The following is a 21,672-nucleotide window of genomic DNA, read 5'->3' as shown; positions in this document are numbered from 1 at the left end:
GCTCCAATGACTTACCAAGAAACAATGACGAGCGACTTTTTTGAAGCTTGGTTTCAGAAGTTTCTCTTACCAACATTAAATACACCATCAGTTATTATTATGGATAATGCAAGATTCCATAGAATGGCTAAGATAGAACTCTTGTGTGAAGAGTTTGGGCATAAACTTTTACCTCTTCCTCCCTACTCACCTGAGTACAATCCTATTGAGAAAACATGGGCTCATATCAAAAAGCACCTCAAAAAGGTATTACCAAGTTGCAATACTTTTTTTGAGGCTCTTTCGTCCTGCTCTTGTTTTAATTAACTATATTAGTTGCTTATTTGCTTGCCTAGTAGTATACTAATCTTATACTCTTCAAAAATCTCTTCAAACCACGTCAGTGTCGCCTTACCGTACTCAAGTACAGCTTAAGGCTAACTTCCTAGTTTGCTTTTTGACTCTTATTGAGTATTCACCTTACAGAAAGTGGCAACAAATAATGAAAATGTCTACTTTTTTCAAAAAAAGTTTCTGGCCAACCTTTTTGATTGTTAACCAAACAGTTATACTATTCCATTTAAAGGATGGCTTGGATCGACAATACCTAACAACTGAGTCCATATATTGGGTGATAGGAACCTTTCTATTTGGAAATATTCTAGTGGCTGTGTTTAGTAATATGAAAATTTGGGATAAAAAGAGTGATAGTAGTAAGAAAAAATATATTCTGAAAAAGTAATCTGAGATGTAGGGAATGGGGTTGATTAAATCATGTTTTTACTTGACAAGTGCTAGTAGAAATAATAGAATAATAGAAAACCTTTAAAGCAGTCCAGAGAGGCAGCTAAGGTTAGACGGTGAAAGGGTGAAGACTACCCATTTTTCGTGGAACCTTGCTGTTGGCAGGTTCCTTTTTTCGTGGCTTCTTGTGGCCAGACTCTCTCACTAGCAAAGGTAAAAGGAGAAAACTATGCGAGAACATCGTCCAGTCATTGCTCTTGATTTTCCTAGTTTTGAGGCGGTCAAGGAATTTTTAGCTCTTTTCCCAGCAGAAGAAAGCCTTTATCTCAAGGTAGGGATGGAGCTTTATTACGCAACGGGGCCTGAGATTGTGTCCTACTTGAAAGGCTTGGGTCACAGTGTCTTTTTGGATCTCAAGCTGCATGACATTCCCAATACAGTCAAATCAGCTATGAAGGTCCTGTCTCAGCTTGGTGTAGATATGACCAATGTTCATGCGGCTGGTGGTGTAGAGATGATGAAGGCTGCGCGTGAAGGTCTTGGAAGTCAAGCTAAATTGATCGCTGTCACTCAGCTCACATCAACGTCAGAAGTCCAGATGCAGGAGTTTCAAAATATCCAAACCAGCCTGCAAGAGTCTGTGATTCATTATGCCAAGAAGACAGCTGAAGCGGGATTAGATGGTGTCGTTTGCTCGGCTCAGGAAGTACAAGTCATCAAGCAGGCTACCAATCCAGATTTTATCTGTCTGACACCGGGGATTCGTCCAGCAGGTGCTGCAGTTGGAGACCAAAAACGCGTCATGACACCTGCTGATGCCTATCAAATCGGCAGTGACTATATCGTAGTGGGACGTCCCATTACCCAAGCTGAGGATCCTGTTGCAGCTTATCATGCCATCAAGGATGAATGGACACAGGACTGGAATTAAAGAAATAGATTAGAAAAATAAAAGGAGAATACCATGACACTTGCTAAAGATATCGCTAGCCACCTCTTGAAAATCCAAGCCGTTTACCTCAAACCAGAGGAGCCTTTCACTTGGGCATCTGGTATCAAGTCACCGATTTATACTGATAATCGTGTGACACTAGCCTATCCAGAAACTCGTACCCTAATTGAAAATGGCTTTGTGGAAGCTATCAAAGAAGCCTTTCCTGAGGTTGAGGTGATTGCAGGAACTGCGACAGCAGGGATTCCTCACGGAGCCATCATTGCTGATAAGATGGACTTGCCTTTTGCCTACATCCGTAGCAAACCAAAAGACCACGGAGCTGGTAACCAAATCGAAGGTCGGGTAGCTCAAGGTCAAAAAATGGTAGTGATTGAAGACCTTATTTCAACAGGTGGTTCTGTTCTCGAGGCCGTAGCAGCCGCTAAACGCGAAGGAGCAGATGTGCTTGGAGTAGTAGCAATTTTCAGCTATCAGTTGCCAAAAGCGGATAAGAACTTTGCGGATGCTGGTGTTAAGTTAGTCACACTTTCAAACTACAGCGAACTCATCCATCTAGCCCAAGAAGAAGGCTATATCACACCAGAAGGCCTTGATCTTCTAAAACGCTTTAAAGAAGACCAAGAAAATTGGCAAAATGCTTAAGACATAGAAAATCAGGTAGTCACTAGGATTACCTGATTTCTTTTTGTGATTTTCGAAGAGTATTAGTCGACTTTTCCACCCTCAACAACTAGGTCATCTGCTTTAGCAGCGTCACCGTAGGTTGGGTGAAGTGTTTTTTCATAGGCCTTGTGGAAGAAGTTTTCCTTACCTAATTTTTCAATATCTTTATTGATGAAGTCTAGCAATTCTTGGTTGCCTTTTTGAACTGCTGCCGCAATGGTATCTGGATTACCGAGGGAAGTAATTCCTACTTCAAAGCCTTTATTTTCAAGCGCCCAAGCTAGAACTTCCGTATTGTCAGTTGAAAAGGCATCTCCACGTCCGTCAAGAAGGGCTTGGTAGGCATCGCTATATTGGTCGTATTTTTGGAGTTTTACTTCTGGGTGATTTTTCTCAAAATAAGTTTCAGCGGTCGTTCCTTTTGTGACAATCAAGGTTTTACCTTCAAGTTGTTTGACGTCTGTAATGAGACCAGTCTTAGGTGATACGACACCCAGAGAAACTTTCATATATGGAAGGGCAAAATCAACTTGTTTCTTACGTTCGTCAGTTACTGTAAAGTTGGCAAGGGTAATATCTACCTTGTTTGAAATCAAGTATTCAGCACGGTTGGCAGCGTCGACTGAAACGTATTTAACCTTCACCCCAAGGTCTTGTGCTAATTGGTTCCCAAGTTCAATATCGTAACCTTGGTAAGAACCGTCATTGTCAACGTAGCCAAAGGGTTTTTTGTCTCCAAATACGGCGACTCGTAGCTCACCGCTTTTTTTGATTTCATCGATTGTGCGAGCCTTGGCAGTGGTTTTACCTGACGATGCACCACCATTTCCACCTGAGCTACAAGCTGTGACAAAGATAAGGGCAAATGCAAGAGCCAAAACAGTTAAGAGTGGTTTGAGTAGTTTCATAAAAATCTCCTTTATAGATATGAGCCAAATTGGCTAAAGTCAAAGACGTTTAAAAATTCCTGGGCTCGTTTAGTTTGAGGATTGGTAAAGAAGGCTTGAGCCGTTCCTTCTTCAGCGATTTTTCCTTGGTCTAGGAAGATAATCCGATCGGCAATAGCTTGGGCAAACTGCATTTCATGGGTTACTAAAATCATGGTGCGACCTTCTTGGGCCAAATCATTGATAAGTTCCAGCACCTCACGCACCATTTCTGGATCAAGCGAAGCAGTCACTTCGTCAAAGAGGATAATTTCTGGGTGCATGAGGAGGGCACGAACAATTGCAACCCGTTGCTTCTGTCCACCAGATAATTGACGGGCAAAGCTATGTTGTTTGTCTAGCAAATCAACACGTTCCAGTAGTTGCAAAGCTTCTTCCGTTACTTCCTTCTTGTCCCTTCCCTGAGCCTTGATAGGGCCTAGGATGAGGTTTTGTAAGACATCCAGATGGGGAAAGAGTTCATAACTTTGAAAGACCATGCCAATCTTTTGGCGAACTAGGTGAAAATCTTTCTGATTGCCAATAATGGACTGGCCATCCAGAAGAATATCTCCACCTTGAATACTTTCTAAGCCGTTGAGGCAACGAAGTAGGGTACTTTTCCCACAACCAGATGGCCCTAGGATAACCACAACTTCTCCTTTTTTGATTTGCAGGGATAGACCTTGGAGGATGGGATTGTCTCCGAAGGATTTTTTTAGTTCCTTGATTTCTAAGATAGTTTCAGACATTTAGTTCCTCCAATGTTTTTCTAAGTGAGTGGATAGTTTGGAAATAGGAAAGCAGACTGCGAAATACAAGACCAGAATGGTTCCATAAATCCAGAAGGAAGCGGTTGGGATGGTTAAGCGATTGCTATCGATGATTTGTTGTCCAACTTTGGTCACTTCCACAACCCCAATCAAAACAACTAAGGAAGTGGTTTTAATCATCCGAGTGACAAGGTTGATGGCTTGCGGTAGCAGTCTTCTCAAGACCTGTGGGATGATGATGTGGTAGTAAAGTTGAACATTGGTTAAGCCTAGTGCCTGTCCACTTTCAAACTGATGCTTAGGGAGGGAAGTAATGGCTCCACGTACCAAGTCTCCCATTTCAGCTGTTCCCCAGAGGGTAAAAACGATAATAGCTGAAGTCTCACCTGAGATATTGATATTAAAGTTTCGAGCTAAGCCAAAGTAAACGATGAAGAGCAACACCAGCTGGGGCATGATACGGATAAATTCCAGATACAATCGTGTTAAAAATCGTATGATTCTAGAATGGGAGGTCATGATGATTCCCATGACTGTTCCGAACATCATGGATAAGAGGACAGAAAGGATGGATATACCAATCGTAACGCCCAATCCCTGTAAGATTCTCAAGAGATTATTTCCCTGAAAGAGTACTTGGATTCCCGAATCCTGCATGGCGGAGCCTCCTTTCTATCCAGCTAAAGACCAGTGAGATAGGTAGCAGCATGATTAGATAAGCAACTACCAACATAGCAAGCGCGATGTCTGTTTCATAGTAGAGCCCAATCAAGTCTTTGGCGACGTACATGAGGTCGGCCAAAGCTACTGCTGAGAAAACAGAGGTTTCCTTGATGAGGAAAATGACATTGGCACTAAAAGACGGTAGGGCCACCGCTGTTGCTTGCGGCAGAACCACATAGCGAAAGACCTGTATAGGTGTCAGACCGATAGCTAATCCAATCTCCTGCTGGGTTTGACTAACGGCTTCCAGCCCACTTCGGAAAGATTCTGCCATATAGGAGCCTCCTAAAAAGACCAGTCCTAAAGTGGCACAGACTTCTGAAGATAGGACAATCCCTACTCTAGGAAGACCGAAATAGAGAAAGAAAAGTTGAATCAAAAGGGGTGTGTTGCGTGACAATTCAATGTAGGCTGTCGCTACTTGCGCCAAAACGGGAATTCGATAATGCCGGATGATACTAACGATTAAACCGAGCAGAAAGGATCCCAAAATTCCCCAAACTGCAATATGCAGGGTTAGAAGAAATGCCTTTTGATATAGTGGTAGATATTGTTCAACAATGGACCAATCCAAAAATAGAACCTCCTATCTAGAAATAATACAGTTATTGTAGCACTTAAAATCTTTTTTGGATAATATCTATTTTTTATTGCCGTTATAAGGATTTTTTATCATAGACATAAAATTTCTGAAATCTCCAAACAAAATATTTGAAAAGTTTTGAAAAAAGAGTTAAGATATTTTTGTAATATACAAAGTAAACGCTTACTTATCAAGGAGGGCATTTTATGTCATACAAAACAAGCAATGCAGAAGGTCATGTAGATTTCATCAATACCTATGATTTGGAGCCAATGGCGCAACAAGTGATTCCTAAAGCAGCATTTGGCTATATCGCTAGTGGGGCGGAAGATACTTTCACTTTGCGTGAGAATATCCGCGCCTTTAACCACAAACTCATCGTTCCGCATACGCTTTGCAATGTAGAAAATCCAAGTACAGAGATTGAATTTGCAGGTGAAAAATTGTCTTCACCAATCATTATGGCGCCTGTTGCGGCTCATAAATTGGCAAATGAACAGGGTGAAGTGGCGACTGCGCGTGGTGTTCATGAGTTTGGTTCCCTCTATACAACCAGTTCTTACTCTACTGTCGATCTTCCTGAAATTACGGAAGCTCTTCAAGGGACACCTCACTGGTTCCAATTTTACTTTAGTAAGGATGATGGCATTAACCGCCACATCATGGATCGTGTGAAGGCTGAAGGCTACAAAGCGATTGTCTTGACGGCAGATGCTACTGTAGGGGGTAATCGTGAGGTTGATAAGCGTAATGGTTTTGTCTTCCCAGTTGGCATGCCGATTGTTGAAGAATACCTGCCAGAAGGTGCTGGTAAATCAATGGACTTTGTTTACAAATCAGCTAAACAACGCTTGTCTCCACGTGATGTAGAATTTATCGCTGAATACTCTGGACTTCCTGTTTATGTCAAGGGACCACAATGCCGTGAGGATGTTGAACGTTCGCTTGCTGCGGGAGCTTCTGGTATCTGGGTAACCAACCACGGTGGTCGTCAAATCGACGGTGGACCAGCTGCCTTTGACTCGCTTCAAGAAGTGGCAGAAGCAGTTGACAAACGTGTGCCAATTGTCTTTGACTCTGGTGTTCGTCGTGGTCAACATGTCTTTAAAGCCTTGGCTTCAGGAGCAGACTTGGTAGCTATTGGTCGCCCGGTTATCTATGGCTTGGCTCTCGGCGGTAGTGTTGGTGTGCGTCAAGTCTTTGAACACTTGAATGCGGAATTGAAGACAGTCATGCAGTTGTCTGGAACTCAGACGATTGAAGATGTCAAACACTTCAAGCTTCGTCACAACCCATACAACCCAACTTTCCCAGTTGACCCTCGTGACTTAAAATTGTATTGATAAAACAGCTTGCCTCCACTTGATGTGGAGGTTTTTGCTTGTGTTTTATACTCTTCGAAAATCTCTTCAAACCACGTCAGCTCTATCTGCAACCTCAAAACAGTGTTTTGAGCTGACTTTGTCAGTTCTATCTACAACCTCAAAGCAGTGCTTTGAGCAACCTGCGGCTAGCTTCCTAGTTTGCTTTTTGATTTTCATTGAGTATAAACACTTTTGAAATAAAGATTTTAAAAAAAGAGAAATATTTGAATTTTATAATTGACAAATGTAGATTTTAAGAGTATACTATTTAATGTAATTGACAAATGTAGATTTTGGAGGTGTGATTATGCAGATTTCAGATGCAGAATGGCAGGTCATGAAGATTATTTGGATGCAAGGAGAGCAGACCAGTACGGATTTGATCAGGGTTCTGGCGGAGCGGTTCGACTGGTCCAAGTCAACCATTCAAACTCTTTTGGCTCGTTTGGTTGAGAAAGAGTGTCTGACTCGAAAAAAAGAAGGCAAGTCCTTTGTTTATTCAGCCCTTTTAACTTTGGATCAAAGTCGAGATTTGCTTGTCCAAGATATCAAGGACAAGGTTTGTTCTCGTAGGATTAAGAACTTGTTGGCTGATTTGATTGCTGAATGTGATTTTACTTTTGCTGACTTGGAAGACTTAGAAGCTGTGATTTCTGAGAAGAAATCAAGCGCTGTAACAGAAGTAAGATGTAATTGTATGTAAAGGAGACGTCATGTTGAATATTATTGTAACCATTATTTGTATTGCCCTTATCGCGTTTATCTTGTTTTGGTTTTTTAAAAAGCCTGAAAAATCTGGACAAAAAGCCCAGCAAAAAAACGGCTACCAAGAGATTCGAGTGGAGGTCATGGGGGGCTATACGCCTGAGTTGCTTATCCTCAAGAAATCAGTGCCAGCCCGCATTGTCTTTGACCGTAAGGACCCTTCACCCTGTTTGGATCAGATCGTCTTTCCAGACTTTGGTGTCCATGCGGACCTGCCTATGGGGGAGGAGTATGTAGTGGAAATCACGCCTGAGCAGGCTGGAGAGTATGGTTTCTCTTGTGGCATGAATATGATGCACGGCAAGATGATTGTAGAATAGGAGAATGATATGACTGAAATTATAAAAGCAAATCTTGAAAATGGTGTTCAAAAAATCCGTATCACGGCAGACAAAGGCTACCATCCAGCCCACATTCAACTGCAAAAAGGAGTTCCTGCTGAGATCACCTTTCACCGTGTGACACCTTCAAACTGTTATAAGGAAATTCTGTTTGAAGAAGAAGGCATCTTGGAACCAATCGGCGTAGATGAGGAGAAAGTCATTCGTTTTACACCTCAAGAATTAGGTCAACACGAATTTTCTTGTGGTATGAAGATGCAAAAGGGAAGTTATACAGTCGTTGAGAAGACTCGAAAATCTCTATCACTTTTACAGCGTTTTTGGATTACTAGTATCTTTACTGTGCCTCTTGTGATTCTCATGATTGGGATGTCGACAGGAGGAATTAGTCACCAAGTCATGCGTTGGGGCACCTTTTTAGCCACAACACCGATTATGCTAGTAGCAGGTGGTCCTTATATCCAAAGTGCTTGGGCTAGTTTTAAAAAGCACAATGCCAACATGGATACCTTGGTTGCTCTGGGAACCCTAGTGGCCTATTTCTATAGCTTAGTTGCCCTCTTCGCTGGTCTCCCCGTTTACTTTGAAAGTGCTGCCTTTATCTTCTTCTTCGTTCTTATGGGAGCCGTTTTTGAGGAGAAAATGCGGAAAAATACTTCCCAAGCTGTGGAGAAATTACTGGATTTGCAGGCTAAAACTGCAGAAGTCTTGCGTGAGGATAACTATGTTCAAGTCCCCTTGGAGCAAGTCAAGGTAGGTGACCTGATTCGAGTGCGTCCCGGTGAAAAGATTGCTGTTGATGGTGTCGTAGTAGAAGGTGTCTCTAGTATTGACGAATCCATGGTGACAGGTGAGAGTCTGCCTGTGGACAAGACAGTTGGAGATACCGTCATTGGCTCAACCATCAATAATAGTGGAACACTTGTTTTTAGAGCAGAAAAAGTTGGTTCAGAGACTGTTTTGGCTCAGATTGTGGATTTTGTGAAGAAAGCTCAGACAAGTCGTGCGCCGATTCAGGACTTGACGGATAAAATTTCAGGCATTTTTGTCCCAGCAGTTGTCATTTTAGGAATTGTGACCTTTTGGGTTTGGTTTGTCTTGCTCAGGGATAGTGTAGTCGTGCTTGGAGCTAGCTTTGTCTCTTCTCTTCTCTATGGGGTGGCTGTTTTGATTATTGCCTGCCCTTGTGCCTTGGGTCTTGCAACACCGACAGCCCTTATGGTAGGGACAGGACGCAGTGCCAAGATGGGAGTTCTTCTCAAAAATGGAATGGTTCTACAGGAAATCCAGAAAGTTCAAACGATTGTCTTTGATAAGACTGGGACTTTGACGGAAGGGAAGCCTGTGGTAACAGATATCATCGGCGACGAAGTAGAAGTGCTTGGATTGGCAGCTTCCTTGGAAGAAGCTTCTCAACACCCACTGGCTGAGGCCATTGTCCAGCGAGCGACTGAAATTGGACTTGAGCTTCATACTGTGGAAAATTTCCAAGCCTTGCACGGAAAAGGTGTCTCAGGGCAAATCAATGGAAAACAAGTTCTGCTTGGAAATGCTAAAATGCTGGATGGTCTGAACATTTCAAGCACTTATCAGGAAAAACTAGAAGAACTGGAAAAAGAAGCTAAGACAGTTGTGTTCTTGGCTGTGGACAATGAAATCAAAGGCTTGCTTGCTCTGCAAGATATTCCCAAGGAAAATGCCAAGCTAGCCATCAGTCAGTTGAAAAAACGTGGTCTTAAAACAGTCATGCTGACAGGAGACAATGCAGGTGTGGCGCGTGCTATTGCGGATCAGATCGGAATCGAAGAGGTCATTGCAGGTGTCTTACCAGAAGAAAAAGCCCATGAAATCCATAAACTACAAGCGGCTGGCAAAGTAGCCTTTGTTGGGGACGGTATCAATGATGCACCTGCCCTCAGTGTAGCGGATGTGGGGATTGCCATGGGAGCTGGAACAGATATCGCCATCGAGTCAGCGGATTTGGTGTTGACAACCAATAACCTCTTAGGAGTGGTTCGTGCCTTTGACATGAGTAAGAAAACCTTTCATCGAATTCTGCTCAATCTTTTCTGGGCTTTTATCTACAATGTTGTCGGAATTCCGATTGCAGCAGGAATCTTTTCAGGTGTTGGACTGGCTCTCAATCCAGAATTGGCAGGTCTAGCCATGGCCTTTAGCTCTGTATCTGTTTTGATCAGTTCACTCATGCTAAACGTTACTAAGATAGACTAAAAGCGGGCTTGCTCGCTTTTTATACTCTTCGAAAATCTCTTCAAATCACATCAGCTGTACCTGCAACCTTAAAGCTGTGCTTTGAGCAGCCTGCGGCTAGCTTCCTAGTTTGCTCTTTGATTTTTATTGAGTATTATTATAAAACAGAAACTAAAAACGTTTTCAAACTGTACTGTAATAGAGAATAGAAACTTCTGAGCAGATTCTTAGTAAACTAAAAATAAATGTGATAAATTAGTAGTGTAAAAATTTACTGAAACGTTTTCAAAAATTATATGAAACCTTTTTTAGTAGATTTAAAAATATTTGAAGGAGAGTTATCATTATGACTCAAGGGAAAATTACTGCATCTGCAGCAATGCTTAACGTATTGAAAACATGGGGCGTAGACACAATCTACGGTATCCCATCAGGAACACTCAGCTCATTGATGGACGCTTTGGCTGAAGAAAAAGATATCCGCTTCTTGCAAGTTCGCCACGAAGAAACAGGTGCTCTTGCAGCGGTTATGCAAGCTAAATTCGGTGGCTCAATCGGGGTTGCAGTTGGTTCAGGTGGTCCAGGTGCGACTCACTTGATTAACGGTGTTTACGATGCAGCTATGGATAACACTCCATTCCTAGCGATCCTTGGATCACGTCCAGTTAACGAACTCAACATGGATGCTTTCCAAGAATTGAACCAAAACCCAATGTACAACGGTATCGCTGTATACAACAAACGTGTAGCTTACGCTGAGCAATTGCCAAAAGTTATTGACGAAGCTTGCCGTGCTGCAGTTTCTAAAAAAGGTCCAGCTGTTGTTGAAATCCCAGTAAACTTTGGTTTCCAAGAAATCGACGAAAACTCATACTATGGATCAGGTTCATACGAGCGTTCATTCATCGCTCCTGCTTTGAACGAAGTTGAAATCGACAAAGCTGTTGAAATCTTGAACAATGCTGAACGTCCAGTTATCTATGCTGGTTACGGTGGTGTTAAAGCTGGTGAAGTGATTACTGAATTGTCACGTAAAATCAAAGCACCAATCATCACAACTGGTAAAAACTTTGAAGCTTTCGAATGGAACTATGAAGGTTTGACAGGTTCTGCTTACCGTGTTGGTTGGAAACCAGCCAACGAAGTGGTCTTTGAAGCAGACACAGTTCTTTTCCTTGGTTCAAACTTCCCATTTGCTGAAGTTTACGAAGCATTCAAGAATACTGAAAAATTCATCCAAGTGGATATCGACCCTTACAAACTTGGTAAACGTCATGCCCTTGATGCTTCAATCCTTGGTGATGCAGGTCAAGCAGCCAAAGCTATCCTTGACAAAGTGAATCCAGTTGAATCTACTCCATGGTGGCGTGCAAACGTTAAGAACAACCAAAACTGGCGTGATTACATGAACAAACTCGAAGGTAAAACTGAGGGTGAATTGCAATTGTATCAAGTTTACAATGCAATCAACAAACATGCTGATCAAGACGCTATCTACTCAATCGACGTAGGTGACACTACTCAAACATCTACTCGTCACCTTCACATGACACCTAAGAACATGTGGCGTACATCTCCACTCTTTGCGACAATGGGTATTGCCCTTCCTGGTGGTATCGCTGCTAAGAAAGACAATCCAGATCGCCAAGTATGGAACATCATGGGTGACGGTGCATTCAACATGTGCTACCCAGACGTTATCACAAACGTTCAATACGACCTTCCAGTTATCAACGTTGTCTTCTCAAATGGTAAATATGCCTTCATCAAGGACAAATACGAAGACACAAACAAACACTTGTTTGGTTGTGACTTCCCTAATGCTGACTATGCGAAAATCGCTGAAGCTCAAGGAGCGGTTGGATTTACAGTTGACCGTATCGAAGACATCGATGCAGTTGTTGCAGAAGCTGTTAAATTGAACAAAGAAGGTAAAACTGTTGTGATCGATGCTCGCATCACTCCACACCGTCCACTTCCAGTAGAAGTACTTGAATTGGATCCAAAACTTCACTCAGAAGAAGCAATCAAAGCCTTCAAGGAAAAATACGAAGCAGAAGAACTCGTACCATTCCGTCTCTTCTTGGAAGAAGAAGGGTTGCAATCACGCGCAATTAAATAATTCCTCTCGCCGAAAATCAAAGATAAATTTATAGACTTCTTTATTAGCTTACTGCCGACGATTCCATCATTGAAACCATAAATTTCAATGATGGAATCTAGTGTGGAGCCTAGAAAAAGTCCCAAAGGATTTTTCGTAGTTTGATGAGCAAATATTTGCCATCAAACTTGGTTTCACCTTGTTTATTCTTTGATTTTCATAGAGCAGAACTTGAAAAGATCGGAGAAATCCGGTCTTTTTATGGAGGATAGTAAATGAATTTAAATCAATTAGATATTATCGTTTCAGATGTTCCTCAAGTTTGTGCTGACTTGGAGCGTATTTTGGATAAAAAGTCCGATTATGTTGATGACAGTTTTGCTCAGTTTACGATTGGCAGTCACTGTCTGATGTTGTCCCAAAATCATTTGATTCCTTTGGAAGATTTTCAGTCAGGAATCATTCTTCACATTGAGGTTGAGAATGTAGACCAGAATTACCAACGGTTGAAAGAGATTGGTATCGATATTTTACACGGTATTTGTGAAACGGATTGGGGAACAGAGTCCTTATTAGTTAAAGGCCCTGCTGGTCTAGTGATTGATTTTTATCGTATGAAATAGGACGCTTAGTCATTTGACGTTAACCTTAACCATTCTTAAAATAGAAATTGAGAATATGAACTATTGAAAGATCGGAGCAATCCGGTCTTTTTATATAAAGAAATTGCATATAAATAGTTGACAGCGCTTTCCCAAAATCTTATAATAAAAATATAACAGTAGAAAATGAAACTGATATGGAAAGGAGAAATATTTTTTAAACAGCAGTAGTAAGTGGATTTTCTTATTTCATTGGAACTTGGGATTGAAATATCTCCATGAATAGATAGTAGGAGGAAAGAGATGCAAAAAAAGGATATTTATCTAATCTGTGTGACCATGATTATCTGTTCAGTTATTATAGGACTGATTATAGGAAGTTTTATTTTGCATGGTCTTGAAGATATTGCAGCAATAATTAACCACGGCTTACTGACAATCAATCAGTCCATCCATTGATTGACAATAGCTATTCATTTTTACATTTTATGGATCAAACAGATCGGAGCAATCCGGTCTTTTTCTTATCACAAGACTGTGATAGTTTACATTTTTATAACAAAAATCTTAAACTCTTGCTTGTTTTTGCATCAAACATAAAAGCAAGCTCAGCTCCATCATTACCCAGATAGTTCCAAACTTTTTGTCCTCTTTTTAGTATAATAGAACTAATGAATTAAGTGAGGTAAAGTGATGACAGAAAGACTACAATTTCCAGATGGTTTCCTCTGGGGTGGTGCTACGGCAGCTAATCAATGTGAGGGTGCTTATAATTTAGACGGTCGTGGGTTGGCGAACGTTGATGTTGTTCCCATTGGTCCAGACCGTGAAGCCATTATCACAGGTCAGAAAAAGATGTTTTCGTTTGAGGAGGGCTATTTTTACCCAGCCAAAGAAGCCATTGATATGTACCATCATTACAAGGAAGATATTGCTCTTTTTGCAGAGATGGGCTTTAAGACTTATCGGCTTTCCATTGCTTGGACTCGGATTTTTCCTAAGGGTGACGAAACCGAGCCAAATGAAGCTGGTCTAGCCTTTTATGAGGATTTGTTTAAGGAATGTCACAAGTATGGAATCCAACCTCTGGTAACCATTACTCATTTCGACTGTCCTATGCACTTGATTACAGAGTACGGTGGATGGCGCAATCGTCGGATGTTAGACTTCTATGAAAAACTTTGTCGCACACTCTTTACCCGCTATAAGGGTTTGGTCAAATATTGGCTTACCTTCAACGAAATCAACATGATTCTCCATGCCCCCTTTATGGGAGCTGGGCTCTGTTTTGAAGAAGGAGAAAATCAAGAACAGGTTAAATATCAGGCTGCTCACCATGAGTTGGTGGCTTCAGCCATGGCGACTAAGATTGCCCACGAAATTGACCCAGAAAACAAGGTGGGATGTATGTTGGCAGCAGGGCAATACTATCCTAACACAGCCCATCCGAGAGACTACTGGGCAGCCATGGAGGAAGACCGCAAGAGTTACTTCTTCATTGATGTTCAAGCGCGTGGGGAATACCCAAATTATGCCAAGAAGCAATGGGAGCGTGAGGGGATTGAGATTCATATGACGGCAGAGGATCTGGACTTGTTGAAGAACAATACTGTTGACTTTGTTTCCTTCTCTTACTATGCAAGTCGAGTGGCGTCAGGTGATCCAGAAGTTAAAGAATTAACTGCTGGAAATGTCTTTGCCTCCCTCAAAAATCCTTATCTTGAATCCTCAGAATGGGGGTGGCAGATTGACCCGCTTGGGCTTCGTATCACCCTAAATGCCATCTGGGATCGTTACCAAAAGCCTATGTTTATCGTAGAAAATGGTCTCGGTGCTATGGATACACCAGATGAGAATGGTTATGTAGCAGATGACTATCGGATTGCTTACTTAGAAGCTCATATCAAGGCTATGCGAGATGCCATTTACCAAGATGGAGTTGACTTGCTTGGTTATACGACTTGGGGCTGTATCGATCTGGTTTCAGCTGGAACAGGCGAAATGAACAAGCGCTATGGCTTTATCTATGTGGATCGAGATAATGCTGGTCATGGAAGTCTAAAACGGACCAAGAAGAAATCCCTTTACTGGTACAAGGATGTCATTGCCAGCAATGGTACAAGCATTAAATAGAGCACATTTGTTTACTATTTTTACAAAATCTTCTCCCTACTTTATAAGATGTGAAAAAAGAGTTCAAATGGAACTCTTTTTTTGCTATAATGAGGGGAGAAAAATCAGACAGGAGATCAAGATGTCAGAACCATTATTTTTACAATCAGTTATGCAAGAAAAAATCTGGGGTGGAACCAAGCTACGTGATGAGTTTGGCTACGACATCCCAAATGAAAAAATCGGAGAATATTGGGCTATCTCAGCTCATCCAAATGGAGTCTCTAAAGTTGCCAATGGTCGTTTCGAGGGAACAAATCTGGCTACTTTATATGCAGAGCACCGTGAATTGTTTGGTAATCGTCCTGAGACTGTATTTCCACTCTTGACCAAGATTCTTGATGCCAACGACTGGCTCAGCGTCCAAGTTCACCCAGACGATGCTTATGGACTGGAGCATGAAGGCGAACTCGGAAAAACAGAGTGCTGGTACATTATCGCTGCGGATGAAGGTTCAGAGATTATCTATGGTCACAATGCCAAGTCAAAAGAAGAACTTCGTCAGCAAATCGAAGCTAAAAACTGGGATGACTTGTTGACTAAAGTCCCTGTTAAAGCTGGAGATTTCTTCTATGTACCAAGCGGCACCATGCATGCTATTGGAGCAGGTATCTTGATTCTTGAAACCCAACAATCTAGTGACACCACCTATCGCGTCTATGACTTTGACCGTAAGGATGATAATGGTAACTTGCGTGAACTTCACCTTGAAAAATCCATTGATGTATTAAACATTGGTGAGCCTGCAAATAGCCGTCCTGTAACTGTCAAAGCTGATTATTTATGCTCAACTCTCCTTGTATCCAATGATTTTTTTGCAGTTTACAAGTGGGAAATCACTGGAAAAGTTGATTTTGAGAAGATAGCTGATTACAGCTTGTTTAGTGTCTTAGCTGGTCAAGGTCAGCTAACTGTTGATGGAAAAAACTATTCAATTCAAAAAGGTAGCCACTTTATCCTACCTAGTGATGTTGAGGCTTGGACTCTGGAAGGGCAAGGTTTGGAATTGATTGTTAGCCATCCATAAAAAAGAAAGGGCCTGAGTTTACTACTCAAGTCCTTTTTGATTACATAAATTGGGCGATGAAGACCACGATGATGATGATTGGAATGATGAAACGAAGAAGGAAGAGCCAGACTTGGAAAAGTCCTTGTTTCCATGCCGTTTCATCGAGATGGAGTTCCTCCATTGCAAGAGCCTTTTTAAAGATATAGCCTGTAAAAAGTGAAAGGCAGAGAGCTCCAAATGGCATGAGGAGATTGGAAACCAAGAAGTCCATAGCGTCAAAGAAGGTCTTCCCAAAGATGTGAACATCCGCCATGACACCGTAAGATAGGGCTGAAGGAATTCCAAAGACAAAGGTCAAGATTCCTAAAATGGCACTCCATTTGGCACGTTTGCTGTTGTCCTGGTTGGTGATATTGCCCACATTGATTTCCAGCATCACGACAGAAGAAGTGACAGTCGCAAAGAGGAAGAGCAAGAGGAAGAGGATGTAGAAAATGGTTCCAAAAGGCATCTTGTCAAAGAGTTGAGGCAAGACGATAAAGAGTAAGCTAGGCCCCCCTTCAGACTGGATATTGAAAGCTGACATGGCTGGGAAAATGGCTAGACCTGCCATGATGGATACCGAGATGTTCATGGCTACAATGGAAATCCCTGACTGGACTAGATTGGTTTTCTTGTCCAAATAAGAAGCATAGGTAAGCATGGCTGTAACCCCTAGTGAGAGGGCGAAGAAAGCTTGTCCCAGAGCATAGAGGAGACCAGTACTTGTCAGCTTAGAGAAGTCTGGTTTTAGGAAGTAGAGAACGCCCTCCATGGCATTTGGCAAACTGAGAGAACGACCGATGATGATGACAAAGATGATAAAGAGCAGAGGCATCATGACTTTCGAAGCTCTTTCAATCCCTTTTTGAACCCCACGTGATACAATAAAGATATTCAACAGGATAAAGGCAGCTTGAGCTCCTAAGGCAATGGCTGGATTGGAAATAATATCGGTAAAGAGCTGAGCATAGTCACCCGTTCCGCTAAGTTGGAACAATTTTCCAAACTCAATGCCTAGATAGACTAAAATCCATCCTCCAATAACACTGTAGAAAGATAAGAGGATAAAGAGGGCAAAGGCACCAATCCAACCGATAAAGTTGTACTTGCTATTCTTGCCCAGTTTTCCAAAGGTTTTGATTGCTGAGACACCAGCGCTTCGGCCGAGGGCGAATTCAGCAAGCAAGAGGGGGAAACCGATTAAAATAGTGGAAACGAGAAAGACCAGTAAAAAGCCTCCTCCACCGTTAGCAGCAGTCATGTAGGGGAATTTCCAAACGGCACCAAGTCCGATAGCTGAACCAGCAGATGCTAGGATAAAGCCCAGTTTAGAACCCCATTGCGATTTTTCAGACATAGTTAAACTCCTAAAATTAGTGTTACAAAAGAAAAAGCTACTGCCCTTGGCAAATAGCCTCATCAGTACTCAAAGTGAGCGTTTCTTTTGATTGATAGACTTGACTATCCTATCATGTTTTCTAAGGTCTGTCAAGAAAACCATTTTCATGTTATGATAAAGTAAAAAATTTCGCAAAAACGCTTGACTCTGACCTAAGGGGAGGGGTTATACTATCAATGTAAGGAGGAAATCATGTACCATATAAAAGAAGCTGCCCAGCTTTCAGGTGTCTCTGTCAAGACCCTGCACCACTACGATAAGATAGGACTCTTAGTCCCCTTAAAGTCAGGAAACGGTTATCGAACTTACAGTCAAGAGGATTTGGAACGTCTCCAGGTCATTCTTTACTATAAATATCTAGGCTTTTCTTTAGAAAAGATAGCAGAGCTATTAAAGGAAGAAAGGACAGATTTATTGCCTCATTTGACCAGGCAGTTGGACTATTTGACTCGAGAAAGGGAACATCTGGATACCTTGATTTCAACCTTGCAAAAAACCATTCAAGAACAAAAAGGAGAAAGAGAAATGAGCATTCAAGAGAAATTTGCTGGATTTAACTACCAAGACCATCAAAAATACCACAAAGAGGCGGTAGAGAAGTATGGACAAGAAGTCATGGACCAAGCGCTGGAGCGCCAAAAAGGTCACGAAGATGAGGCTACGGTTGCCTTTAACCAAGTCTTTCAAGCCTTGGCACAAAATCTTCAAGCTGGTCTACCTGTAACAGCAACCGAAAATCAAGAAGAAGCCGCTAAACTCTTGCAAGCCATTCGGACTTATGGATTCGACTGTACTATTGAAGTCTTCGGTCATATCGGTAAAGGCTACGTCTATAATCCAGAGTTTAAGGAAAATATTGACAAATTTGGACCTGGAACAGCCCAGTACACATCAGATGTGATTGCTCACTATGTCCAAACTCAGACAAAATAAAATCGGAGGAGTATTCTTCCGATTTTTACTAAATTCAAGCACTACTTGCTTAATAATTTTTCTACTACATTTAGTTTTCGCATTGTCAAATCTACATTGAAAAGCTTTTCAAGATAGTTGGTATGGAGTTTCTTTTGTTTTGCAGTTCTAGGGAGATAGAGGAAAAGACAATGGTTACCGATACAAATTTCTTCTTCACCGTAATCAATTTTCAATTTTTCTAAAGGGAGGCTTTGAATAGATTCTTGATAAAAAATCACGTGTATACGGTCATAAAGATAGTGTTCTCCAAAAGGGTTTTCTTGGACAATTTTTGTAAAATCACTTTTGTTCTTGATTACCATTTTTAAGTCGGCCCCAATTTTTTCCTTTATCAGAGTATGAACACGTTCTCGTATTGTTTCTAAATCTAAGTCACTTTCAAGAATGATATTCCCACTTTGAATATAGGTTCGAACTTGTTGAAAACCAACTTCTGTCAAGATATCTACTAGATAAGACATTTTAGGGATAGCATTTTTTCCATTAGGAGTAACTCCTCTTAACAAGATAATATGTTCCAAAGGACTTCCTTTCTTTTGGGGAGGATTGTTCCATTGAGTACTGTATATTTAGATTGGGTTTGATCCTGCCACCCAACCAGTGCAGAGAGCAGAAGTGATGTTAAAGCCACCTGTGTGGGCATTGATATCCAGTACCTCGCCCGCAAAGTGGAGGCCAGGGACCAGCTTACTTTCAAGGGTTTTAGGGTTGATTTCCTTAAGACTGACGCCACCTTTGGTGACAAAGGACTTGGCAAGGGACATTTTGCCAGTCACAGGGATTTTGAGAGCCTTGATAGACTGGACAAGTTTTTCACGTTCCTTTTCAGTCAACTGTTTGACTTTTTCAGGATAGCCTTGCACAAAAAATTCTGCCAAACGCTCTGGTAATAAAGTTTTTAAAGCGTTTTTCAAGGATTTTTCCCGAATTTCTTCTAAAAATGCAGCCAAGTCCTTCTCAGAAAGTTGAGGTAAAACATCTAGCGAGAGAACCTCCCCACCCTTGACAAAACTAGACATACGCAGAGCAGCAGGGCCTGACAAACCAAAGTGGGTAAAGAGCAAATCGTGAGTGATGACATGCTTACCATAGCTTAGGGCCACATCGTCCAGCGAAATACCCTGCAAGGCCTTGTGTGGAAAATCTGTCAACAATGGACTTTCAGCTGCCTCAAGCTCGGTAATGGTGTGTTTAAAATGACGGGCAATCTCGTGACCAAAACCAGTCGAGCCAGTGGAAGGATAGGATTTCCCACCAGTTGTGACAATGAGCTTATCGCAAGTAAAGCTTTGGCCTGCGGACTTAAGGACAAACTGGTCGCCGATTTTTTTAACCGAAACAATTTCGGTTTGAGTAGCAACTTGGCCACCTAGTTCAGTGATTTTCTTTTCCAAGGCTTCGATAATGGTTCGCGATTTGTCGCTAGTAGGAAAGACGCGTCCGTGGTCTTCGATCTTAAGTTTAACACCATTTTCAGTAAAAAAGTTAATGATATCATGATTATCAAATTGGGAGAAGACACTGTAGAGAAAGCGCCCATTTCCAGGGATGCCAGCTAGCAGGTCGTCCAAGCTACCATTGTTGGTTACATTGCAACGTCCCCCACCAGTCCCAGCTAATTTTTTTCCAAGTTTCCGATTTTTTTCGATGAGGAGGGTTTTCTGTCCATAAAAGCTACTGGAAATTGTAGCCATCATTCCAGCAGGTCCTCCACCGATGACGATAGTATCAAAATGTTTCATAGCTCTATTGTACCACAAAAAAACAAGAGATGATGGTCACCTCTTGTTAAGAATGGAATTAATCAATTTCATATCCCATCAGCAAACCACCATCTTCTGCATAAAAACTGCAGAGACCAGATGTCGGGAGAATTTTAATATCCGCCTGTGGGAAATTTTCACGGATTCGGTCTGAAAGCTGTTGGCAACATTTCTCGTTATTGCGTTGGGCCATGACAATACGACCACCAGCATATCCTGCTTTCACTAACTCTTCATAGGCTGCTTGAATCGATTTCTTTGGTCCTCTTGCTTTTTGTAGCAATTCGAGAGTTCCAGTTTGACTAGCTTCTCCGACCATACGGATATTGAGGAGGCCAACGACCGTACCGATAAGTTTGCTCAAACGGCCGTTCTTCACCAAGTTATCGACTTTAGCTAGGACAAAGAGCAACTTGGTTTTTTCTTGATAGGCAGTGATAGCTTCAACTACTTCTTCAAAAGATAAGCCCTGGTCAATCAAATCATTTAATTTTTCTACGAGCAAGTCAACCTCACCGCCAGCAGACAAACTATCAATTACATGAATCTTAGTATCAGGATGGTCTTCCAGATAAATATTCTTGGCCAGTTGCGCACTATTGTGGCTGCCAGAGAGAGTACCAGTGATGGTTACTAGGAAAATATTTTTGGCTCCTTCAAATGCTCGCAAATAATCATCTGGGCTTGGACAAGCTGATTTTGAAGCTTCTGCGGTTGCATACATGGTTTCCATCATTTGGTCAATATCAAGATTAGCATCATCAACAAAGATCTGATCAGCTACTTGAATGGTTAAGGGGACACTTACAAAGGTTGTGTCAATAGCTGGTTTTGCCAGTTGACGATAATCACAACCAGAGTCAGCAATAATCTTCCAAGTCATAGAAATTCTCCATCTTTGTCAGTTATACATTGACAAAGGTTCTGTCTTTTTTTACAATTATATCATGAAAGCCCTTGAAACAAAAGCCTCATCTGTCTGTTGTGACAAGTAGAAAGAAAATGTTATGTCTGAACGTAGAATCTCTGAAAAGTCTCTTGAAAATCTCAGAAAATCAAACCAAGAATCCAATTTATTAACTAGAGAAGCCATCGAAACAGCCCTCTTGCAACTCTTGGAAAAAAAGGACTTGACCAAGATTAGTATTTCTGAATTGGTCAAACGTGCAGGCGTTTCGCGTGCGGCCTTTTATCGCAATTATGATTCCAAAGAGGAGATTTTAGAAAGCGTCTTTAAACGAACTGTCCACAATATTATGGAACAGTTGCATCATTATGATTTAAAGACAGACCTTTATCTGGTCTGGGTTCACCTTTTCCGCGAGGCAAGAAAAGAAGCCAGAGTGATTCAACTGGCCTTGGATTACCATCTGGAAAAAATCTTTGTCCAAGCCATGCAGGAGTTTCTGGAAAAATACCATGGAAAATCAAAAGGTGTCAGATCTTATCTTCATTCCTTCTGGAGTTCAGCCATCGTCTCAGTCCTTCTAAAATGGATCAAGGATGGCATGAAGGTACCAGCTGAAAAGATTGCGGATTTACGGTTACCATTTTTTAAAAAATAGAGAAAAAGGAGAAGAGA

General features: G+C 41.6%; 24 protein-coding genes. 15 read left to right on the top strand and 9 right to left on the bottom strand.

Features of this window, described 5'->3' with window-relative positions; translation table 11 throughout:
* From PCY12_RS07720 to pyrE, 4 genes are all read left to right on the top strand, one after another.
* The coding region (locus PCY12_RS07720; protein ID WP_301352321.1) for a transposase at positions 1-306 on the top strand (306 nt) is incomplete at its 5' end.
* A gap of 175 nt (positions 307-481) precedes the next feature.
* Positions 482-721 carry a hypothetical protein gene (locus tag PCY12_RS07715; RefSeq protein ID WP_261061509.1) on the top strand — a complete coding sequence of 80 codons (240 nt, stop codon included), beginning with the start codon at positions 482-484 and terminating at the stop codon, positions 719-721.
* Between the two features lie 231 nt (positions 722-952).
* A complete protein-coding gene (gene pyrF / locus PCY12_RS07710) occupies positions 953-1,654 on the top strand; it encodes an orotidine-5'-phosphate decarboxylase (protein WP_301352319.1) in 702 nt (233 codons plus the stop codon).
* Between the two features lie 33 nt (positions 1,655-1,687).
* Positions 1,688-2,320, top strand: coding sequence for an orotate phosphoribosyltransferase (gene pyrE / locus PCY12_RS07705; protein ID WP_301352317.1), 633 nt, complete (start codon positions 1,688-1,690; stop codon positions 2,318-2,320).
* Positions 2,321-2,382: 62 nt separating this feature from the next.
* On the opposite strand, the gene PCY12_RS07700 is transcribed toward pyrE, so the two are convergent.
* Genes PCY12_RS07700 through PCY12_RS07685 form a run of 4 tightly spaced genes read right to left on the bottom strand, consistent with a single transcriptional unit; the run spans position 2,383 to position 5,337 of the window.
* Positions 2,383-3,249, bottom strand: coding sequence for a cysteine ABC transporter substrate-binding protein (locus tag PCY12_RS07700; RefSeq protein ID WP_301352316.1), 867 nt, complete (start codon positions 3,247-3,249; stop codon positions 2,383-2,385).
* Positions 3,250-3,260: 11 nt separating this feature from the next.
* The gene (locus PCY12_RS07695; RefSeq protein WP_301352313.1) at positions 3,261-4,019 is read right to left on the bottom strand and encodes an amino acid ABC transporter ATP-binding protein; all 759 of its coding nucleotides are present in this window, start codon (positions 4,017-4,019) and stop codon (positions 3,261-3,263) included.
* Entirely contained in the window at positions 4,020-4,697 is a 678-nt protein-coding gene (locus PCY12_RS07690) for an amino acid ABC transporter permease (RefSeq protein WP_001154146.1), read from the bottom strand. It lies immediately after the preceding gene.
* On the bottom strand, positions 4,657-5,337 hold the full coding sequence (locus PCY12_RS07685; protein ID WP_301352312.1) for an amino acid ABC transporter permease: 681 nt from the start codon (positions 5,335-5,337) through the stop codon (positions 4,657-4,659). The genes PCY12_RS07690 and PCY12_RS07685 overlap by 41 nt, the downstream gene beginning before the upstream one ends.
* A 215-nt stretch (positions 5,338-5,552) precedes the next feature.
* On the opposite strand from PCY12_RS07685, the gene lctO reads away from it, so the two are divergent.
* Positions 5,553-6,689 (top strand): L-lactate oxidase, encoded by a 1,137-nt coding sequence (lctO, locus tag PCY12_RS07680; RefSeq protein ID WP_049524544.1) that lies wholly within the window; start codon positions 5,553-5,555, stop codon positions 6,687-6,689.
* Between the two features lie 66 nt (positions 6,690-6,755).
* On the opposite strand, the gene PCY12_RS07675 is transcribed toward lctO, so the two are convergent.
* Positions 6,756-6,887: a hypothetical protein gene (locus PCY12_RS07675; protein ID WP_301352310.1), complete on the bottom strand. Its 132-nt coding sequence runs from the start codon at positions 6,885-6,887 to the stop codon at positions 6,756-6,758.
* 130 nt (positions 6,888-7,017) lie between these two features.
* On the opposite strand from PCY12_RS07675, the gene PCY12_RS07670 reads away from it, so the two are divergent.
* The 8 genes from PCY12_RS07670 to manA all read left to right on the top strand — a co-directional run bounded on the left by PCY12_RS07670 (position 7,018) and on the right by manA (position 15,929).
* Positions 7,018-7,413: a CopY/TcrY family copper transport repressor gene (locus tag PCY12_RS07670; protein ID WP_301352308.1), complete on the top strand. Its 396-nt coding sequence runs from the start codon at positions 7,018-7,020 to the stop codon at positions 7,411-7,413.
* Positions 7,414-7,423: 10 nt separating this feature from the next.
* Positions 7,424-7,795, top strand: coding sequence for a cupredoxin domain-containing protein (locus PCY12_RS07665; protein ID WP_301352307.1), 372 nt, complete (start codon positions 7,424-7,426; stop codon positions 7,793-7,795).
* Between the two features lie 9 nt (positions 7,796-7,804).
* Positions 7,805-10,048 (top strand): heavy metal translocating P-type ATPase, encoded by a 2,244-nt coding sequence (locus PCY12_RS07660; RefSeq protein WP_301352306.1) that lies wholly within the window; start codon positions 7,805-7,807, stop codon positions 10,046-10,048.
* A gap of 325 nt (positions 10,049-10,373) precedes the next feature.
* Positions 10,374-12,149: a pyruvate oxidase gene (gene spxB / locus PCY12_RS07655; RefSeq protein WP_049511582.1), complete on the top strand. Its 1,776-nt coding sequence runs from the start codon at positions 10,374-10,376 to the stop codon at positions 12,147-12,149.
* 254 nt (positions 12,150-12,403) lie between these two features.
* Complete coding sequence (locus PCY12_RS07650) at positions 12,404-12,751, top strand: VOC family protein (RefSeq protein ID WP_301352305.1); 348 nt, start codon at positions 12,404-12,406, stop codon at positions 12,749-12,751.
* Positions 12,752-13,033: 282 nt separating this feature from the next.
* On the top strand, positions 13,034-13,189 hold the full coding sequence (locus PCY12_RS07645; RefSeq protein WP_173233699.1) for a hypothetical protein: 156 nt from the start codon (positions 13,034-13,036) through the stop codon (positions 13,187-13,189).
* A 234-nt stretch (positions 13,190-13,423) separates the two neighbouring features.
* On the top strand, positions 13,424-14,863 hold the full coding sequence (locus PCY12_RS07640; RefSeq protein WP_301352303.1) for a 6-phospho-beta-glucosidase: 1,440 nt from the start codon (positions 13,424-13,426) through the stop codon (positions 14,861-14,863).
* A gap of 121 nt (positions 14,864-14,984) precedes the next feature.
* Positions 14,985-15,929, top strand: coding sequence for a mannose-6-phosphate isomerase, class I (gene manA, locus PCY12_RS07635; RefSeq protein WP_301352302.1), 945 nt, complete (start codon positions 14,985-14,987; stop codon positions 15,927-15,929).
* A 40-nt stretch (positions 15,930-15,969) separates the two neighbouring features.
* Here the strand turns inward: manA and PCY12_RS07630 are convergent, their stop codons facing one another.
* Positions 15,970-17,310: a sodium-dependent transporter gene (locus PCY12_RS07630; RefSeq protein ID WP_301352301.1), complete on the bottom strand. Its 1,341-nt coding sequence runs from the start codon at positions 17,308-17,310 to the stop codon at positions 15,970-15,972.
* Positions 17,311-17,544: 234 nt separating this feature from the next.
* Between PCY12_RS07630 and PCY12_RS07625 the strand changes: the two genes are divergently transcribed.
* Complete coding sequence (locus tag PCY12_RS07625) at positions 17,545-18,285, top strand: MerR family transcriptional regulator (RefSeq protein WP_301352299.1); 741 nt, start codon at positions 17,545-17,547, stop codon at positions 18,283-18,285.
* A gap of 41 nt (positions 18,286-18,326) precedes the next feature.
* Here the strand turns inward: PCY12_RS07625 and PCY12_RS07620 are convergent, their stop codons facing one another.
* From PCY12_RS07620 to PCY12_RS07610, 3 genes are read right to left on the bottom strand one after another with little or no spacing between them, the layout of a single operon-like run.
* Positions 18,327-18,848 (bottom strand): DUF1697 domain-containing protein, encoded by a 522-nt coding sequence (locus PCY12_RS07620; RefSeq protein ID WP_301352298.1) that lies wholly within the window; start codon positions 18,846-18,848, stop codon positions 18,327-18,329.
* Positions 18,849-18,896: 48 nt separating this feature from the next.
* A complete protein-coding gene (locus tag PCY12_RS07615; RefSeq protein WP_301352296.1) occupies positions 18,897-20,069 on the bottom strand; it encodes an NAD(P)/FAD-dependent oxidoreductase in 1,173 nt (390 codons plus the stop codon).
* Positions 20,070-20,127: 58 nt separating this feature from the next.
* The gene (locus tag PCY12_RS07610) at positions 20,128-20,973 is read right to left on the bottom strand and encodes a DegV family protein (protein ID WP_301352294.1); all 846 of its coding nucleotides are present in this window, start codon (positions 20,971-20,973) and stop codon (positions 20,128-20,130) included.
* 124 nt (positions 20,974-21,097) lie between these two features.
* Here PCY12_RS07610 and PCY12_RS07605 point away from each other — a divergent pair, with 124 nt between their 5' ends.
* Positions 21,098-21,655, top strand: coding sequence for a TetR/AcrR family transcriptional regulator (locus PCY12_RS07605; RefSeq protein WP_301352293.1), 558 nt, complete (start codon positions 21,098-21,100; stop codon positions 21,653-21,655).
* The last annotated feature ends 17 nt before the right edge of the window (positions 21,656-21,672 follow it).

Origin of the sequence: Streptococcus sp. SPS1, assembly GCF_030439915.1 — a bacterium.
GTDB lineage: Bacteria > Bacillota > Bacilli > Lactobacillales > Streptococcaceae > Streptococcus.
This window is presented reverse-complemented; position numbering and strand designations above follow the sequence as displayed.

Bases quoted from the DNA above. Each gene is read 5' to 3' on its own strand.
- PCY12_RS07675 (WP_301352310.1), bottom strand. From the start codon at position 6,887: ATGAAAATCAAAAAGCAAACTAGGAAGCTAGCCGCAGGTTGCTCAAAG.
- PCY12_RS07690 (WP_001154146.1), bottom strand. From the start codon at position 4,697: ATGCAGGATTCGGGAATCCAAGTACTCTTTCAGGGAAATAATCTCTTG.
- PCY12_RS07605 (WP_301352293.1), top strand. From the start codon at position 21,098: ATGTCTGAACGTAGAATCTCTGAAAAGTCTCTTGAAAATCTCAGAAAA.
- PCY12_RS07660 (WP_301352306.1), top strand. From the start codon at position 7,805: ATGACTGAAATTATAAAAGCAAATCTTGAAAATGGTGTTCAAAAAATC.
- PCY12_RS07640 (WP_301352303.1), top strand. From the start codon at position 13,424: ATGACAGAAAGACTACAATTTCCAGATGGTTTCCTCTGGGGTGGTGCT.
- pyrF (WP_301352319.1), top strand. From the start codon at position 953: ATGCGAGAACATCGTCCAGTCATTGCTCTTGATTTTCCTAGTTTTGAG.
- PCY12_RS07650 (WP_301352305.1), top strand. From the start codon at position 12,404: ATGAATTTAAATCAATTAGATATTATCGTTTCAGATGTTCCTCAAGTT.
- pyrE (WP_301352317.1), top strand. From the start codon at position 1,688: ATGACACTTGCTAAAGATATCGCTAGCCACCTCTTGAAAATCCAAGCC.
- PCY12_RS07670 (WP_301352308.1), top strand. From the start codon at position 7,018: ATGCAGATTTCAGATGCAGAATGGCAGGTCATGAAGATTATTTGGATG.
- PCY12_RS07695 (WP_301352313.1), bottom strand. From the start codon at position 4,019: ATGTCTGAAACTATCTTAGAAATCAAGGAACTAAAAAAATCCTTCGGA.
- PCY12_RS07645 (WP_173233699.1), top strand. From the start codon at position 13,034: ATGCAAAAAAAGGATATTTATCTAATCTGTGTGACCATGATTATCTGT.
- spxB (WP_049511582.1), top strand. From the start codon at position 10,374: ATGACTCAAGGGAAAATTACTGCATCTGCAGCAATGCTTAACGTATTG.
- PCY12_RS07610 (WP_301352294.1), bottom strand. From the start codon at position 20,973: ATGACTTGGAAGATTATTGCTGACTCTGGTTGTGATTATCGTCAACTG.
- PCY12_RS07700 (WP_301352316.1), bottom strand. From the start codon at position 3,249: ATGAAACTACTCAAACCACTCTTAACTGTTTTGGCTCTTGCATTTGCC.
- PCY12_RS07625 (WP_301352299.1), top strand. From the start codon at position 17,545: ATGTACCATATAAAAGAAGCTGCCCAGCTTTCAGGTGTCTCTGTCAAG.
- PCY12_RS07665 (WP_301352307.1), top strand. From the start codon at position 7,424: ATGTTGAATATTATTGTAACCATTATTTGTATTGCCCTTATCGCGTTT.
- PCY12_RS07630 (WP_301352301.1), bottom strand. From the start codon at position 17,310: ATGTCTGAAAAATCGCAATGGGGTTCTAAACTGGGCTTTATCCTAGCA.
- manA (WP_301352302.1), top strand. From the start codon at position 14,985: ATGTCAGAACCATTATTTTTACAATCAGTTATGCAAGAAAAAATCTGG.
- lctO (WP_049524544.1), top strand. From the start codon at position 5,553: ATGTCATACAAAACAAGCAATGCAGAAGGTCATGTAGATTTCATCAAT.
- PCY12_RS07715 (WP_261061509.1), top strand. From the start codon at position 482: ATGAAAATGTCTACTTTTTTCAAAAAAAGTTTCTGGCCAACCTTTTTG.
- PCY12_RS07615 (WP_301352296.1), bottom strand. From the start codon at position 20,069: ATGAAACATTTTGATACTATCGTCATCGGTGGAGGACCTGCTGGAATG.